Here is a 15,474-nt window from a genome sequence, read left to right as displayed (position 1 = left end):
CAGCCTGTCTACATGAAGCGTACAATCATATTGTAAAGACCAGTTAGTCCATATGATGATGCAAAACGAATCACAAGCAATGCCACAATTGGCGAGATGTCAATCATGCCAATTGGCGGAATAATTTTACGAAATGGTTCTAAATACGGTTCGCAAATATTTGTCAGAAAACGCCCAATCGATGTTTCTCTTGCAGATGGCACCCATGACATAAAGATGTAAATAATAATCGCGAATGAGTAAATCGTTAATACCGTTCCTAAAATATTAAAAATGAAATTTAGAATCACTATGATTTACCACCTCTGAGGTTCTTCCTCTGTCAAAAGTTCTGATATTGTGCCAGATACATCCACATTATCAGGTGTGCAGAGGAATATATTCGAGCCAATGCGCTGGATGTCTCCACCGATTGCATAAACAGTTCCGCTTAAGAAGTCAATGATTCGCTTTGCTTGATCGTGCTGAATGCGCTGCAAATTCACGACGACTGCACGTCTGTTTTTAATATGGTCTGCAATCTCTTGCGCTTCTGCATAAACACGCGGCTCACTTAACACCACTTTAGAGGATTTCTGCAAGCTTTGCAAGCTGACGACATTTTGTTTTCCAGTCTGCGGACGCTCTTGAAATGCCGCTTTGTCCTTCGTTCCTTTTTCTTCTTGGACTGGTTCTCTTTCTTCATCAATATATTCGTACTCATACTCTTCATCGTCGAGAGTGAAAAAGCTTTTAAACTTATTTTTTATGCTCATGTCACGCACCTCCTGTTTCATTTCCAACAAGTGAAGAGCCAATCCGAACGAATGTCGCACCTTCTTCAATTGCGATTTCAAAATCATTTGACATGCCCATCGATAAATGCTGACAAGGTGCATTTACTTGGTTAAGATGTTTTACTTCTTCTTGAAGATTTTTTAATGTTTGAAAGCAGTTTCGTATCACAGTGTGATCATCTGTAAATGGAGCCATCGTCATCAGTCCAGCAATTTCAATCTTTTTGAAATCAGCGAGCTGCTTCACAAATGGAATCACGTCTTCACTTTGTAAGCCGTGTTTTGACTCCTCCAGCGATGTGTTTACCTGTACAAAACAGCGAACCGTGTGATCCGCTCTTTTTTCAATTTCATTCGCAAGAGACATCCTGTCGAGCGAATGTAAGTAGTCAATTGTTTGAATGACAGATTTTACTTTTCGTGTTTGTAAACTGCCGATGAAGTGCCAGCTAATGCTTTCATCGGTTATGGCCGCTTGTTTTTCAAGTAACCCTTGGTCACGATTTTCTCCAAAGTGCAAAATTCCTGCTTCCTTGGCTTCTTGTGCTCGCTCAATCGAGACATACTTTGTGACAGCGACGACCGATACATCCGCTGGGTTCCGGCCAGCTCTTTTACATGCTTCGTTTATTTGTTCATTTATTTGTCTGAGATTCTCTCGTACATTCAATTGCACTTATGCCTCCTTAAACCCGACAAAAGACATCATACGTCCTGTTTTCCCTTGATCACGGCGGTGTGAGAAGAAAAGCTGATCACTGCAGCTTGTGCACATCGAACTGACATGTATGTTTTCTTCTTTCATCCCTGCATGAAGCAATACGTTTTTGTTTAATGTTTTTAAGTCTAATTTATATTGTCCTTGTGAAATCTCGGAATACACATCCTCTGTTGAAAAGGGAAGCTGTTTCACTTGATCCATGACCACGTCATCGACTATGTAGCAGCAGCTGCCAATGGATGGTCCAATGACGACTTGTATTTGATCGGTCTTGGCACCTTCTTGGTTGACCCATAGATCTACCATCTTTGCACCAATTTGCTTGACGGTTCCTTTCCATCCGGCATGGGCTGTTCCGATGAGTCCATTTTGCGGAGCTAGAAAATAAAGCGGAACACAATCGGCGAAACAAAGAGCGAGCATCATGTTCGGTTCAGACGTATATAAGCCGTCTGTTCCAGGCAGTGCCTCATGATAATGAAGACTTCCTCTTCCTCTTTGCTCCTTGGTGACTTTCTTGATGCGGTCATCGTGTGTTTGGTCTGCAAACACCCAATCAGAGAGCGGCACAGCAGTAGCATCTGCTATGACTTGACGATTCATTTGGACACTAGAAGCATCATCTCCTACATGGAGTCCAGTGTTCAATGATTGATATGGAGAAAGGCTGAAGCCGCCATTTTTTGTCGTAAATCCGGCCAATACCTCTTTACCAGAACATGTCATGTTCGTCCAATCATGAATGGTCATTGCATAAGGTGATTTCTGCTGAAAGGGGTCATATTTGTGTGTCAAAGCTGCCCTCCCACCTTTCATTCATCTCTCTTTATTTCGCTCCTATTTTACCACAAGACATGCGTAGACAGTTAGTGGGATTCATTAAATATTACACTCAAATGTGCCCTTTCTACAGGTTTTTTTTCAAATTGATATGAAAACGTAATCTTTTTACCCGAAAAAGACATTGTTTGCTAAGAATGGAGAGCTTATTTTAAGGATCATTGAATAATTCATTGAGGAGTTATACGAATTTTAAGAAGACAATCGGACAAGTATCACATCTTCGCCAATTTTTACTATATTTCGCCACGGCACAATCATTTCCTCTTCTTTTCCGAAAAATCCCATCATTTTACCTGTGCCGCCGATAATGATCGCTTGTATTTTACCGCTCGTGACATTAATATCAATGTCCCCAATGGTGCCTAGTTTTTTTCCGCTCGACACATCGACGACATCCTTGATTTGGAATTCAGAAATACTGATCATCTGTCCTTCCCCGCCTTTCGTTTTCTACTATAATATGTATGATGGAAAAGCAGGGATACAGACCAATAGTTTCTTTCATCTACAATTTACTTAAGTGAGGACGGCCATTTCTCCACATCACATCTACCGGACATTCAAAGAAGGAAGAAAGCAAATCGCTTGTCATCATCTCTTTTGTTTCTCCTTGATCAAAAACAGTCCCATCTTTTAATAATAAGGTGTGCTGAAAAACAGGCAAAATCTCTTCTGCATGATGGGTCGTATAAAGTAAAGTAGGCGCATCAGGCTTTGAAGCAATGAATGAGATGGTCTCCAGCACCTGTTCTCTTGCTAAAAAATCAAGACCCGTCACAGGCTCATCTAAAATCAGAAGCTTGGGATCATTCATTAAAGCCCTCGCAATCAGGACTTTTTGCTTTTCTCCTTGTGAGAGTGTTTCATATGTCCGGTTCGCATATTTGAATGAACCAAATGCTTTTAATAGATCAATGGCTTTCTCTCTTATCTCATCTGTCGGGGTTTCATAAAGCCCGATAGATGCAAATGCTCCGCTGAGAACTATTTCAAATGCATTGTCGTCTCTGTGCAGTTTCTTTTCAAGTCCCGCAGAAATGAGGCCAATTTTCTTCCTGAGCTTTTCGCCAAGCGCCTCCTTGCCAAAGACATGTCCCAGCACGGTCATCTCACCTGACGTGGGGAAGTAATATGAGCAGAGCATATTTAATAAAGCGGTTTTTCCCGCACCATTTAAACCGTAAAGCACCCAGTGCTCCTCTTTGTTCACCTGCCAGTCAACAGATTGCAGCAGCCATTTCCCATTTCGTTTTAAAGAAACATCCTTCAATTCAAGTGACACCATCATTTCCCCCTGAGTAAAAATTCTGAATAAACAAACAATGAATGTTTACAGCATATCGCAATTGCTCTTTCTGGTAAACCTCACATAAAAAAAGCTGCTCCTTTTACGGAACAGCTTTTCTTTATCGTTACGAAATTTCAATTCGTACGCCTTCTTTTATATCAGGAAACGTGTGCGGGAATGCAAAGACAGCTCCCGGTAATACATCATCAAACGGCTCTTGGAAGTAGATCGAAATATGGCCGAGCTCTTTAAAGTTGTCATTTGCTTTATTGCCGAGGGCTGTGATCGTGTACGTTTGATCGCCCACTTGAATGGTACCGCCCAGCTTCAGCGGCTCTTCTTCTAAATGTTCGAACTCATGAATGACGGACATATCTCTTAATTCCTGCGGCGCTGCGGGTCCAAATAAAACAATCAGCTTATCTTCTTTAAATTGCGGGACTAAGATCCCAATTTCTTTTACGACAGATTGTGTTACCATGTATCTCGATTCCTCCTTTAATACGTTTAATACATACCGAAGCTGGCAACGTATGCGATCACAACAGATAGAACCCCTGTAATGAGACGGCTATACAAAACAGCTGGTACCCCATATTGTACCGTTTCCGGCTTCGCTTCACCAAGTGACAGACCAACTGGAATGAAATCACACCCTACTTGACCGTTGATGGCAAATAGTGCAGGGAGTGCAAATTGAGGCGGGATATTCCCTAGTGCAATTTGACTACCAATGAGAACACCGATGACTTGTGCAATGACTGCTCCAGGTCCTAAGACAGGCGATAGGAACGGCAATGTACAGACCACGACGAGCAGTAAGAGCCCCCATATAGATCCTGCCAGTGGCGATAGAAAATGAGCAATCAAGTCACCGATTTTTGTATAATTGATAATTCCAATTAACATACTGACAAATGCCATGAATGGAATAATGTTTTTCAAAAGCATATCAACGGAATCACGGCCAGCCTGATAGAACGTACCGGTGACTTTCCCGATTCCTCTTGAGAATCTCATGAGGAAATTACCTTTTTCCTGACGCTCGATATTTTCCTCTTTCAGTTTTGAATAGGTTTCTTTGAAATTCTCCTTGTCAATCGGCTCACTGTTTTCCTGACCTTCTACTTTCGACTCACCATCAGATGCTTCCGCAAAGGAAATATCCTTTTCTGTTACGCCTGATACGAAGATATCCTCTGTAATATGTTTTGCAAGCGGTCCAGAAGGAGAGGATGCCAAAACGTCTACAGTTGGAATGCGCTTCATTGGATACAGTCCGATTCGCGCAGTTCCACCGCAGTCAATGACAACACACATCATTTCATCTTCTGGTATCGAGTTTTTAAAGCCGTCACATGCTTCTGTCCCTGTCATTTCTGCAATTTTACGTGCAACTGGGTGAATGCCTCCCCCTGTAATGGAAACAACCTTTCTTCTTTTACCAGTCGGTTCAAGCTCCAAGCCTTTTCCCCATCCGCCAGCACCTTTTGCAACAAATACTTTGTGGTTTGTCATGTCTAACCCTCCCCTATTGTGAATTCGCTTTTATTTTTCCTGCTAAGTATTTTGTAATCCATTCAGTAATAATACCGCGAAGTAAAATGACGACGATCCCGACTAAGAAGTAACGAACAGCAAGTTCTGACATTGAATATCCTGCTTCTTTAATCCCGTTTGCAATCCCTAAGTAGACAAACAGTTCTCCTGCGTTGGCATACGGGAACAGTGATGTCACCGGATGAACAAATGAAACAGCTGAATCATAGAATGCTGGTTTTTGTTTTTCAGGTAAGAAGCGGCCAAACGTATAAGCCATTGGGTTTGTCAAAATAAGAACAGATAAGATCGGCATTAACGTGTAGCGCAAAATCGTATATTTCGCTGCAAACTGGATCGCTCTATTCACTCGCTCTTCTCCAATAAACTTCATGACAGCATAAGTGAAAGTAAGTAACACAACAAGCGTTGGAACGATGCCTGTAACAAGACCCATGAATTGCTTTCCGCCGGCTTCAAACATTCCGATAAAGTGCTCTCCAAACCATTGAATCCATTCCATGTTTCATCTCCCCTTTCTTTAGTTCACATTTGTTATATTTTTTTTCGAAATCGAGACAAGTGCTTGTTCAGCCGCCATGGAAAGTGCGTGCATGACAGCTGGCCCCTTTTTGCGTTTTTTCAATGTCTGCTTCATCATATGGTGCTCGTCTAGCACTGCACCAACATGCTTTCCTTCATATGAAGGAACTTCTTTAAATTTAGATAAGATCGACACACCGCCAAGCACATGGCATTTTTGAATGATATAAGATTCATCCACAATGATGAGCGCTATGGCTCCAGGGCCAACTTTGCGCCGTTCCATTCCCGAAAACAAGTGATAGCCTTGCTTCCCTTTGTAGTCATCAATAAGTGAATCCATGCTCTTGCGGTAGTACTTGATTTGAATAAAAGATAACCCATACTGCACAATGAGAATGATACAAAGTACGATTGCTAATTTTTCCATAGCTTCACGTCCTTATGATTGAAATAAATGATCTTGTAATGAACGCAGCTTCCAGACCGTTGTGTTTGAATCAAGTTCTACATCATCATGAGTCAGGAATTGTCCTAATTTGATGTCTTTTTTCGCTACGACTTTTCCGCTGATTAAGCCAATTGGAATGTGGCCGTTCGTTTTCATGTCTTGATGTGTTTCAAGTACACCTCTTACGGAGTACCCGCCAATTCCGTCAAGTGATTCCCCTGCTTTAATCTCTCTTTTCGCAACAGCTACTGTTTCTGACACTGGTACACCAATTGGGTGGATGGATGAATCATGCTGTAAGACCGCTTTTGCGATGGTGACAGGTGTTTCAAGACTCGCTAAGTGGAAAGGACGGTAAAGTGTATAGTGCGGACCTTTTCCAACTTTTAAGTAGCGCAGTTCTTCATCCACTGGCTCAAGATCACTCTTGACGATGACAAATACGCCTGGTGCAAGTCCATTTACATATTCAACGACTCCGAAGTTATCCAGCACGCCGCCTTGCTGTTTTTGATTCAATTTATCTGCTACATTCTCTAAATTCGCTTCGACTCCGTGCATACCGACTTTATCAGGCAGAAGCCCTGTCGCATTACTTAATAAGTTCATTTCGGCCATTGTTTTTGTGCCGTCCTGGAATGCAGCCAGCATATGTGCACTCATATGTTTACTATCTGCTTCTGCTTTACACGTATCTGGATTTGCTTCTGGGAAGAATGGGTTGTTCTTTCCTTTCCCGGCAACGAGCACCTCAAGACCCATTGTTTTCGCAAATTCATATAATTCTAGTGTTGCTGCTGGTTCGTCTCCAGCTGATCCTGAGTAAACAAGCCCTGCATTTGTGAATAACTTATGCATGACCAAACCGATAGTAATATCAACTTCTACATTTAAAAGAACGAGATGTTTTTTCGAATTAAGCGCTTCCAAAGAAATGTTTGCTCCGACCTCTGGGACACCTGTTGCATCTACTACAACTTCCACGAAATCTGATTGAATCACTTCTCTGTAATCATTTGTGACAACCATTTGATGCGGCTTCGCATGCTGCTTGTAGAAATTTGCTGCCTTCTCTGCTGCACTAAGGTGAATATCACAAACACCAGCGACAATCATGCCTGGAATTTTAGAAATTTGTGAAATGAGTCCAAAGCCCATTTGGCCTGCTCCAATAATCCCTACTTTGATTGGATCTCCACTGCGTTCTCGAGCTAACAACTGTTGATAGATTGACATCTAAATCATCCTTTCAGGTTTTCTTGCTTCTCAATAGATTGCTAGAAATATAATCTGAAACTTTTAACAAATGTTATAAAAATTAACAAAGATCTGCTTATTGTAACATTTGTTATTTTATTTATCATTTGTTATGAACTTAGTTTATATGATGTGTCAACTTTGTGTCAAGCTAAAATCGATAAAATTTTCAATCTTTTTGAGTCTTTAGACTCAAAAAAAACTACCTAATGATATTTAGGTAGTTACAGATTGTTGACAAAGGGCTAAAATGATCTTCATTTTAGCCTTTTGTCTTCTTTTCAGCGTGATAGAAAACCTTTGCAGTCTAGGAAGGACGAGTATCGGAGCGGAGCGAATTTGACATTCGTGAGCACCGGCACGCAGGACTGACACCGAATGCGAGGGTTTGTCTACACGCTGACTACCTAATGATATTAGGTAGTTACTTTAATAAGGCATCTCCTGTTCGTTCATCGGTAATTAATACATGAATTAATCCACCTGCTAATGCCGCCCGGATCGCTTCAATTTTTTCTTCGCCTCCGGCGACACCTATGACCAGCGGAATTTCTTTCAGCTTTTGCGGGCTTATGCCCATCACCCGGTCGTTCCATGGGTGGGGATATACTTCCCCTTGATGATCAATAAAGTTATAGCAAATGTCACCTGCTACATCCTTCGCTTGAAGGATGTCCTCTTCGCCGCTTGTCATATAAGATTTCACCATCGTTGAATGCTGCGGAACACCGCCAATTCCGACAACCGCGATATTTGATGATTCTCCTAGTTCAATCACTTTTTTGATCGACGGCTGTCTAATCAGTACTTCCTTCGCTTCTTTCGTATCAAGCATGACGGGTACATGTAAAAACTCACATTTAGATTTGAGTGCCTCTGTGCATCTCGCAATAATATAGTTGGCGTGGATATCGACGTCTTCATTTCCCACACCTCCGACAAGCGGAACAAATGTCACGGATGGATAGTACTGAACAGACGTAAGCGCTTTCGCCATTTCATGCAGCGTTGTCCCTGAGGAAAAGCCGATAACTTGTCCATCCTTCATCACTTTTAATAAAAAGCCCGCCGCCGCCGCACCGATTCGGCTTTTGGTTGTGTCTTTGCTAAGCGTTTCCACACAGACGACTTCTCGCAGCCCATATTTGCGTTCTATTTTTCTTTCTAACGATCCATACTGTTGATTGACTTCATCATGAATAATGATTTCCACGATTCCTGCTTCACGTGCTTTTGCCAAATATTTCGATATGAGCGAACGGCTAACCCCAACAGCTTCTGCAATGTTAGATTGAGTGGCGCCTTCTTCGTAATACATATGCGCAACCTTAATGAGCAGCCTTCTTTCATCATGGAATGTCATAATAACCCTTCTTTCCGCTTAAGTGTTCCCTAACAAATGATATCTAAAATAACATTTGTTAAAAACAGATTAAATGAAAAAAATAACCGAGTCAATACTAGGGGCATGTTCTCTAACAAGAATGAAAAAAGCCGCACATGAAGCGGCGGCTTTAAAAGATGTTTTTATTCATTTGTTTGATGGCTGCTTTTTCAAGCCTTGAGACCTGTGCTTGAGAAATCCCGATCTCTTCAGCGACTTCCATTTGCGTTTTGCCCTGGAAAAAGCGTTTACGAAGAATCATTTTTTCCCTGTCGTTCAATCTGCGCATGCCCTCTTTTAAGGCCAATTCTTCCACCCATTGTGTGTCTTTGTTCCGTTCATCACTAATTTGATCCATCACATAAATCGGATCTCCTCCGTCATTATAGATCGGTTCAAACAAAGATACAGGATCTTGAATCGCATCTAGGGCAAAGACAATTTCCTCATGAGGCACTTCGAGCACTTTGGCAATGTCTTCTGCTGTTGGCTCCTTGCTTGTCTCACTAATCAGCCTCTCACGGACCTGAAGTGCCTTATAGGCAATATCTCTTAGTGAACGAGACACCCGAATCGGGTTGTTATCACGCAAGTATCGACGGATTTCTCCTATGATCATAGGAACCGCATAAGTTGAAAATCTGACATTGTGGCTTAAATCAAAATTATCAATTGATTTCATTAATCCGATACAGCCTACTTGGAAGAGATCATCGACATATTCGCCTCTGTTGTTAAAACGCTGAATCACACTTAAAACCAACCGTAAATTGCCATTGACTAGCTTTTCTCTTGCTGTATCGTCACCCTCATCTTGCAGCTGTCTGAACAATTTTCTCATCTCGTCGTTTTTCAGAACAGGCAGTTTGGAGGTGTCGACTCCGCAGATTTCCACTTTATTTCTGGACACTTTTTTCCCTCCCTACAGGAGCTGTTGTACAAAGTTCAGTATCTCCTTGGGATGGAAAAATATGCACGAGCGATGACGAGAATCATGTGAAAAAATGGTTATCCCTTTGATAGTAAAGGGATCGAGCTTTCAAAAAATTTTTTTAGACCATTTTATTAAATTCTTTTTGTAATCGTTTAATGATTCTTTTTTCAAGCCTCGAAATATACGACTGGGAAATCCCAAGCATGTCAGCGACATCTTTTTGGGTTTTTTCCTCACCGCCGACCAAGCCAAATCTTAGTTCCATGATCTGCTTTTCGCGGTCATTTAACTGCTCCAGCGCTTTTTTCAGCAGTTTTTTATCTACATTTGCTTCAATATCCCGCGTGATAATATCATCATCTGTTCCAAGTACGTCTGATAAAAGCAGTTCATTTCCGTCCCAATCAATGTTGAGCGGTTCATCAAACGAGACTTCTGAACGGATTTTATTATTTCGCCTCAAGTACATCAGAATCTCATTTTCAATACATCTCGAAGCATATGTTGCCAGCTTGATCTTTTTTTCAGGGTTAAATGTATTGACTGCTTTGATCAGGCCAATGGTTCCGATACTAATTAAATCCTCAATATTAATACCTGTGTTTTCAAATTTCCTTGCGATATAAACGACTAAACGCAAATTTCTTTCGATCAGAATCGCCCTTGCGGTTTGATCACCTTTTGGTAATTTGACAAGCAGTTCCTGCTCTTCATCTTTTGATAATGGAGGCGGCAGCGCTTCACTTCCACCAATATAATAAATTTCATCACTCTTTAGACCTAGCTTCATGAGGAGTTTATACCAGTAGTAAGTGAGTTTAAATTTTAATTTTTTCATCTTCTTCTCCCTTCTAAATGTCAAGTTGACCTCGTAAGATAAAAGACATCACAAAAAACTACGACACCCCCTGGATGATTTTCCCGTCTAACATATCTGGATGAATGATGGATTGAAATTCCTGATCTGCTGATAAACCGCTCAGACTCAACCCTACAAAACACTTGGCTGGCTGAATCATAAGCGTCTTTGAATAAATGAAGACTGTATCTGGTTTTAGGCATAGTAGAAAACCGTGATCATGACCGACTGCTCGATATGGAACAAGTCTTAATCGATCAAGAAGGGGAAATTGATCATCGATCTTTTGCATCACTTCAACAGGATGAGACTGTTTCATGAGCTCTATAAATGGCTCTCCGCAAATGGCCGTTAGCTGATCGGCCTGGACGATCATGACAGGTGTTTTTGTCATAGGATCATACAGCTGATTGCCAGAATCGACGAGTCCATTTAAGCGGATGGTCTCCCCGTGAATGTGTATCTCTACAAGCACTTGTTCATCATATTGTCTTTTTTTCGCACCAACCTCTCCTAATCTTTTCTTTGAAAACAGCCATATCGCAGGAAAGCCGGTTAAAACAAAAAGCCAGCTAATGGGATCACCAAAGCCATCATTTTGTGAAATGAGCAGGCCATCTTGGATCACTGTGTTGGTTTGCAAAAACGAATGAACCCCGATCATGCCTCCTCCCATCAAAAATGTTACAAAGTAAAAAGCAAACAGATTTTGAAAAAAGGAACGAAATCTTTGAAAACCAAAGGTTGCAAGAACGATGAAGACAGAAAAAAATAGTTTGCCTAAAGGGTGTGACACAACCATTGCAAATGGTGTAAAGAGCAAGAGAACAATGCTCGATCCAATGAGAGCTCCTAACATATATCGCCTTTTTTTTACTTGTCGTTTGAGAATAAATGCAGTGAGTAAGAGAAGCAATAGATCAAAACAAAAGTTTAACAGCCAGATCACATCTAAATAAATGACCACCTTCTGCTCCTTTCATCTGAAACAAAGAATCAAAAGCAGTACTTGCACTTGTTTGTACCAGTATAAAACAGTCAAGAGATGGAAGTCTGTCAATTCTTGTTGGGGATGATAGAGAACTTTTGGTGGATTGTTATTGTTTTTGTCGAGGAATGAGAGCGCGAAGCAAGAGAGTGTTCTTCTGGACAAGCTTTCAAACAATTGCTCGAAAAAAAAAAGACACGCTCCTGGAAATCGTGTCTTTTGTTTAAGTTACTTTTCATTGATGTTTAATGTGCCTGAAGCCTTTTGTCTTGTGACATTTCCATAATCATCTCGCACAATTACTTCAATGACCGCACCTTTTGCTTTGGCGGTAGAAGTAGCTGTCCAGTAGCCTTCATATGTTCCGCTAGATACTTCGCGAAGCGGCAGCTCTGTTGTATTTTGAAGCTTTGATCTCGCGTTTGTCAGCGGCATGTGAATAACAAACGTTGCGTCTAGCTTTTCCCTGCTGTTAAATGAAATTTTAACAGACTCTCCTGATGATAGATGGACATTCTCTGCTGGAGTCAGCTTAGAAATTTCAGGTGCCTCGTATTGGACATCGATATTGACTTTTTTAGTCGTTTTGTTTCCTGCTGCATCTTTCGCTGTTACTTTTATTGTATTTTTCCCGTTCTCAAGCAGTATTCTTGCGGAATATTTTCCATCTTTTACGGTTGCCTTTTTTCCATTTACAGTGACTTGATCAAGATGATCATCTGTGACCTTTCCTTCTACAGTGAGTGATTCTTTATTAGACTTTTCCCCTTTTTTAGGTGTATCTATGGTGAGTGCTGGAGCTGTTTGATCAATGATGACCTTTACTGGTTTTGATCGTTTCGTTGCGCCTTTATCCGTAACAGTCGCAGCTGTGAATACATGCTCTCCACTTGAAACTGTGACCTTTTCTTTGAAAGCGCCTGACTGATCTGCTTTCACTTTGGCAATCTCTTCATCGTTTTGATAAATCGCTACATCAAGCCCAGGGGAGGCTTTGCCTTCAATCTCCAGTTCACCTTTGTTCGAAATGGTTCCGGCCTTCGGAGATATAATCTCTGGCACATCTGCTTCATAGTCAACAAGCGCCCGAATCATATAATTCCCTTCTTCTTTTGGAGAAGGAGAAAAAGCACCGCTTGTCAGCTGCCAGCTTCTTTCAGCATTTGGACCATCTTCGTCCGTTGCAAGTCCTGGAGACTCCGTATTCTTTTTCGATTGAATATAGACAAGATAGAAATCTCCATCCACCGTAATGGCTTGATCTTCTAAATCTACTTTTGTCCATTCACCATTACGCAGCGCATTCGCTTTTAGAGGTCCTGCAATTTTCTCCCCTGGAGCTCCATTCTTCCCAGAAGCATCATACACTTCAACCGCAAATTCATTCCCGCCAGGAGCTGGCCACTCTGATGACCAGAAACGGAAAAGCCCTCCTGTGAGTTGCGCTTGTTTCTTCCCCTTTTCTAACGAAAACTTCACAGCCCAGCCATTGCCAGGATCATAGAAGGCTCGCGCATTTTCAGCTGTTCCGTCATCGTAGCTAATTTCACCAGCAAAGCCGATGAATGGCTCTAGCTGAATGGCTTTTTCAACCGGCTTTTCTGTCACATCTGCTGTAAAAGAATATCCTTTAAACCCTTTCGCAAATACTTTGACGGTATAGACACCGCTCAATGCCTCTAGAGAAAATTCGCCATCTTCATCTGTTTTCACCGGCTTAATTTTCGCATCTTCTACAAGATAAACCGTGGCATCCTTTACTTTTTCACCCGTTGCTTCATTGACAATTGTACCGGATATCGTTCGTTTCTTTAGTGGCTGTAAGGCGAAATTTGCCTCAGCCGTTTCATTTGAAGAAATATTGACTGTTTGTTTGCGTGATTCAAACCCGTAAGCTTCCGCTTTCACCGTGAATTCCCCTGCACTGTGAGTAAGCTGATATCTCCCTGTCGCTTCATCTGTGTACGTTGATTTTCCGCTTTCAAGAACACTGATTTCCGCTTTCATAGGAAGAGCTTTGATGGACGGAGCATCAAGATTTTTTTCCTTTTTCAATTCTTTTGTTTTTGCAGGCTTCTTATGTGGATGTACAGCCTTTTCTTTTTGAGGCAGGGCTTGATCTGTTATTTTCATATCACCTAAATTAACATCTTCGTTTGTCACCTGTCCTTCAATCGTGCCAATTCCATCTGTTAATGCCGTAATCGCCTCTTTTGCATCAACTAAACCTGCCCCATAGCCATTGTTAGGGGATTCCGGGAATTGCTGATCAGTCAACGGCTTCGCTGTATCAATGAGAATTTGTTCAATCTCTTCAACAGAAAGATCTGACTGTACTTGGCGAAGAAGAGCCACAACAGCTGAAACATGCGGACCAGCCATCGACGTCCCATTCCAGCCATCTTCATACCCTTTCCCTGGAATGGATGAACGAATGTTTACCCCTGGGGCCGCAATATCTGGTTTCATGACGCCATATGGAGACGGACCTTGCAGCGAGAAAGACCCCAATTTGTTGTCTTGATCCGTTGCACCCGTTGCAAAGGCCTCCTGATAGTTCGCAGGATTTGCAATTGATCCCTCACCACCAGGGTTAAATAAATCGGTATTGCCAGCTGAAAACTCTGGGAAGATGTCCGCCGCTCTCCAAGCATTGACCACATCTTTATACCAATCATCAAGACCAGGCCCACCGCCCCAAGAATTATTGACGACATCTGGTGCCTTTTCTGGATGTGGGTTTCCGTCCTCATCTTTTGGTGCTAAAATCCACTCTCCTGCGTCAAGTAGATCAGCATCTGAACCACCATCTTCTGAGAAAGCTTTCACCGCAATCCATTTTGCGCCTGGTGCGACTCCGATTTGATTCTTTCCATCTGGCTCAGAGCCAACCATCGTTCCCGTCACATGTGTACCATGCTCTAAATCGTCGTATGGCGCTTCAGATCCTGTTGTAGCATCGTACCAATTGAATTCATGAGATGGATCATTCGGGTGTGCTGGATCAAATCCGCGGTATTTTTCCTTTAAAGCAGGATGATCCCATTCCACTCCTGTATCAATACTTGCCACAACAGTACCAATACCGTCATAGCCTAAAGCCCACGCTTCTGGAGCATGAACTTGAGAAATGTTCCACTCGACTCCATCTACTGCTTTCATTTGTTTTTTCTGCTTAGACGTCTTCAAATCAACGGGGCGATGAATTTGACGGGTTTCATTCGGCAGCACTTGATCTACTTCTGGGAAGGAAGCCACCTTTTCCATGACTTCTTTCGTTCCCGTCACCGCTAGACCATTCACAATATAGTACGAATGAATCTCCTTCACTTGCTTTTTCTTTTGTTCCTTTTGTAAATACGTAAGCAGCGCTTGCTGCGTCTCCTCAGACGTTGCTCTTAATTCTGATACGACGGCTGATCTTTTTGTGTACTGCGTTCTAGCCGCTGTTAATTTCTGTTTTTTGGCTCTGGACACAGCTTCCTTCGCCACTTTTTGCGTATTTGTTTGCTCCTTCATTTTGATTAAAAAGGTCACCTTGTCATCCTGTTGAAACTGTTTCATTAATCTAGATGAGATCTTTGCTTTTGTTGTCTTAGAGGAAACAGCTTCCTCCTGATATGAGGTAGAAGTCGATTTTGCTTGAACCATCCCAAAGCTTGTCATCGTTAAAGTACCTATCACCAAAAGACTCATCAAACGATAGCCGGCGGTTTTGCGAAACTTCAATTTCAATCAAATCCCTCCTCCTCAAATGGCCAAACAGAGTATATGTCTCACTCCTTTCCTTCTTTTGTTCATGACAAGATTCATGGTGTTCTTTTTAATGTAGTCAAATAAAGGTCATCATCTTGTCGTTTTTTGTAAGAGGGGTTAAAAATGATTCTTTTT

16 protein-coding genes are annotated in these 15,474 nt (G+C 41.8%); all 16 read right to left on the bottom strand.

The window, feature by feature from the left end:
• Positions 1-8: 8 nt before the first annotated feature.
• Positions 9-290, bottom strand: coding sequence for a YggT family protein (locus C6Y06_RS08305; RefSeq protein ID WP_060596198.1), 282 nt, complete (start codon positions 288-290; stop codon positions 9-11).
• 6 nt (positions 291-296) lie between these two features.
• A complete protein-coding gene (locus C6Y06_RS08300; protein ID WP_034662521.1) occupies positions 297-755 on the bottom strand; it encodes a cell division protein SepF in 459 nt (152 codons plus the stop codon).
• Position 756: 1 nt separating this feature from the next.
• Positions 757-1,446 carry a YggS family pyridoxal phosphate-dependent enzyme gene (locus tag C6Y06_RS08295; protein WP_066031761.1) on the bottom strand — a complete coding sequence of 230 codons (690 nt, stop codon included), beginning with the start codon at positions 1,444-1,446 and terminating at the stop codon, positions 757-759.
• Between the two features lie 6 nt (positions 1,447-1,452).
• Positions 1,453-2,292 carry a peptidoglycan editing factor PgeF gene (gene pgeF, locus C6Y06_RS08290; protein ID WP_080869533.1) on the bottom strand — a complete coding sequence of 280 codons (840 nt, stop codon included), beginning with the start codon at positions 2,290-2,292 and terminating at the stop codon, positions 1,453-1,455.
• A gap of 237 nt (positions 2,293-2,529) precedes the next feature.
• Positions 2,530-2,766 carry a YlmC/YmxH family sporulation protein gene (locus C6Y06_RS08285; RefSeq protein WP_008344958.1) on the bottom strand — a complete coding sequence of 79 codons (237 nt, stop codon included), beginning with the start codon at positions 2,764-2,766 and terminating at the stop codon, positions 2,530-2,532.
• A gap of 79 nt (positions 2,767-2,845) precedes the next feature.
• A complete protein-coding gene (locus C6Y06_RS08280; protein WP_106036777.1) occupies positions 2,846-3,625 on the bottom strand; it encodes an ABC transporter ATP-binding protein in 780 nt (259 codons plus the stop codon).
• Positions 3,626-3,752: 127 nt separating this feature from the next.
• The gene (locus tag C6Y06_RS08275; RefSeq protein ID WP_106033186.1) at positions 3,753-4,109 is read right to left on the bottom strand and encodes a PTS glucitol/sorbitol transporter subunit IIA; all 357 of its coding nucleotides are present in this window, start codon (positions 4,107-4,109) and stop codon (positions 3,753-3,755) included.
• A gap of 26 nt (positions 4,110-4,135) precedes the next feature.
• Positions 4,136-5,146 (bottom strand): PTS glucitol/sorbitol transporter subunit IIB, encoded by a 1,011-nt coding sequence (srlE, locus tag C6Y06_RS08270; protein ID WP_060596196.1) that lies wholly within the window; start codon positions 5,144-5,146, stop codon positions 4,136-4,138.
• A 13-nt stretch (positions 5,147-5,159) separates the two neighbouring features.
• Positions 5,160-5,690 (bottom strand): PTS glucitol/sorbitol transporter subunit IIC, encoded by a 531-nt coding sequence (srlA, locus tag C6Y06_RS08265; RefSeq protein ID WP_106036776.1) that lies wholly within the window; start codon positions 5,688-5,690, stop codon positions 5,160-5,162.
• Positions 5,691-5,708: 18 nt separating this feature from the next.
• Positions 5,709-6,140: a transcriptional regulator GutM gene (locus C6Y06_RS08260; RefSeq protein ID WP_034662530.1), complete on the bottom strand. Its 432-nt coding sequence runs from the start codon at positions 6,138-6,140 to the stop codon at positions 5,709-5,711.
• A 12-nt stretch (positions 6,141-6,152) separates the two neighbouring features.
• Entirely contained in the window at positions 6,153-7,397 is a 1,245-nt protein-coding gene (locus C6Y06_RS08255) for an NAD(P)H-dependent oxidoreductase (RefSeq protein WP_034662533.1), read from the bottom strand.
• Between the two features lie 445 nt (positions 7,398-7,842).
• Positions 7,843-8,781 (bottom strand): sugar-binding transcriptional regulator, encoded by a 939-nt coding sequence (locus C6Y06_RS08250; RefSeq protein ID WP_060596195.1) that lies wholly within the window; start codon positions 8,779-8,781, stop codon positions 7,843-7,845.
• 151 nt (positions 8,782-8,932) lie between these two features.
• Positions 8,933-9,712, bottom strand: coding sequence for an RNA polymerase sporulation sigma factor SigG (sigG, locus tag C6Y06_RS08245; RefSeq protein WP_003211879.1), 780 nt, complete (start codon positions 9,710-9,712; stop codon positions 8,933-8,935).
• Between the two features lie 142 nt (positions 9,713-9,854).
• Positions 9,855-10,574 (bottom strand): RNA polymerase sporulation sigma factor SigE, encoded by a 720-nt coding sequence (gene sigE, locus C6Y06_RS08240; RefSeq protein ID WP_007499746.1) that lies wholly within the window; start codon positions 10,572-10,574, stop codon positions 9,855-9,857.
• A 58-nt stretch (positions 10,575-10,632) separates the two neighbouring features.
• Positions 10,633-11,562: a sigma-E processing peptidase SpoIIGA gene (spoIIGA, locus tag C6Y06_RS08235; protein ID WP_060596194.1), complete on the bottom strand. Its 930-nt coding sequence runs from the start codon at positions 11,560-11,562 to the stop codon at positions 10,633-10,635.
• A 249-nt stretch (positions 11,563-11,811) separates the two neighbouring features.
• Positions 11,812-15,318, bottom strand: a complete 3,507-nt coding sequence (locus C6Y06_RS08230) for a S8 family peptidase (protein ID WP_106036775.1) — start codon at positions 15,316-15,318, stop codon at positions 11,812-11,814.
• Positions 15,319-15,474: the final 156 nt, after the last annotated feature.

Source organism: Bacillus sp. MZGC1, assembly GCF_002998605.1.
In the GTDB taxonomy this organism is placed as follows: Bacteria; Bacillota; Bacilli; order Bacillales; family Bacillaceae; genus Bacillus.
Note: the sequence above shows the minus strand (reverse complement) of the source record. Positions and strands in the feature narration are given on the sequence as shown.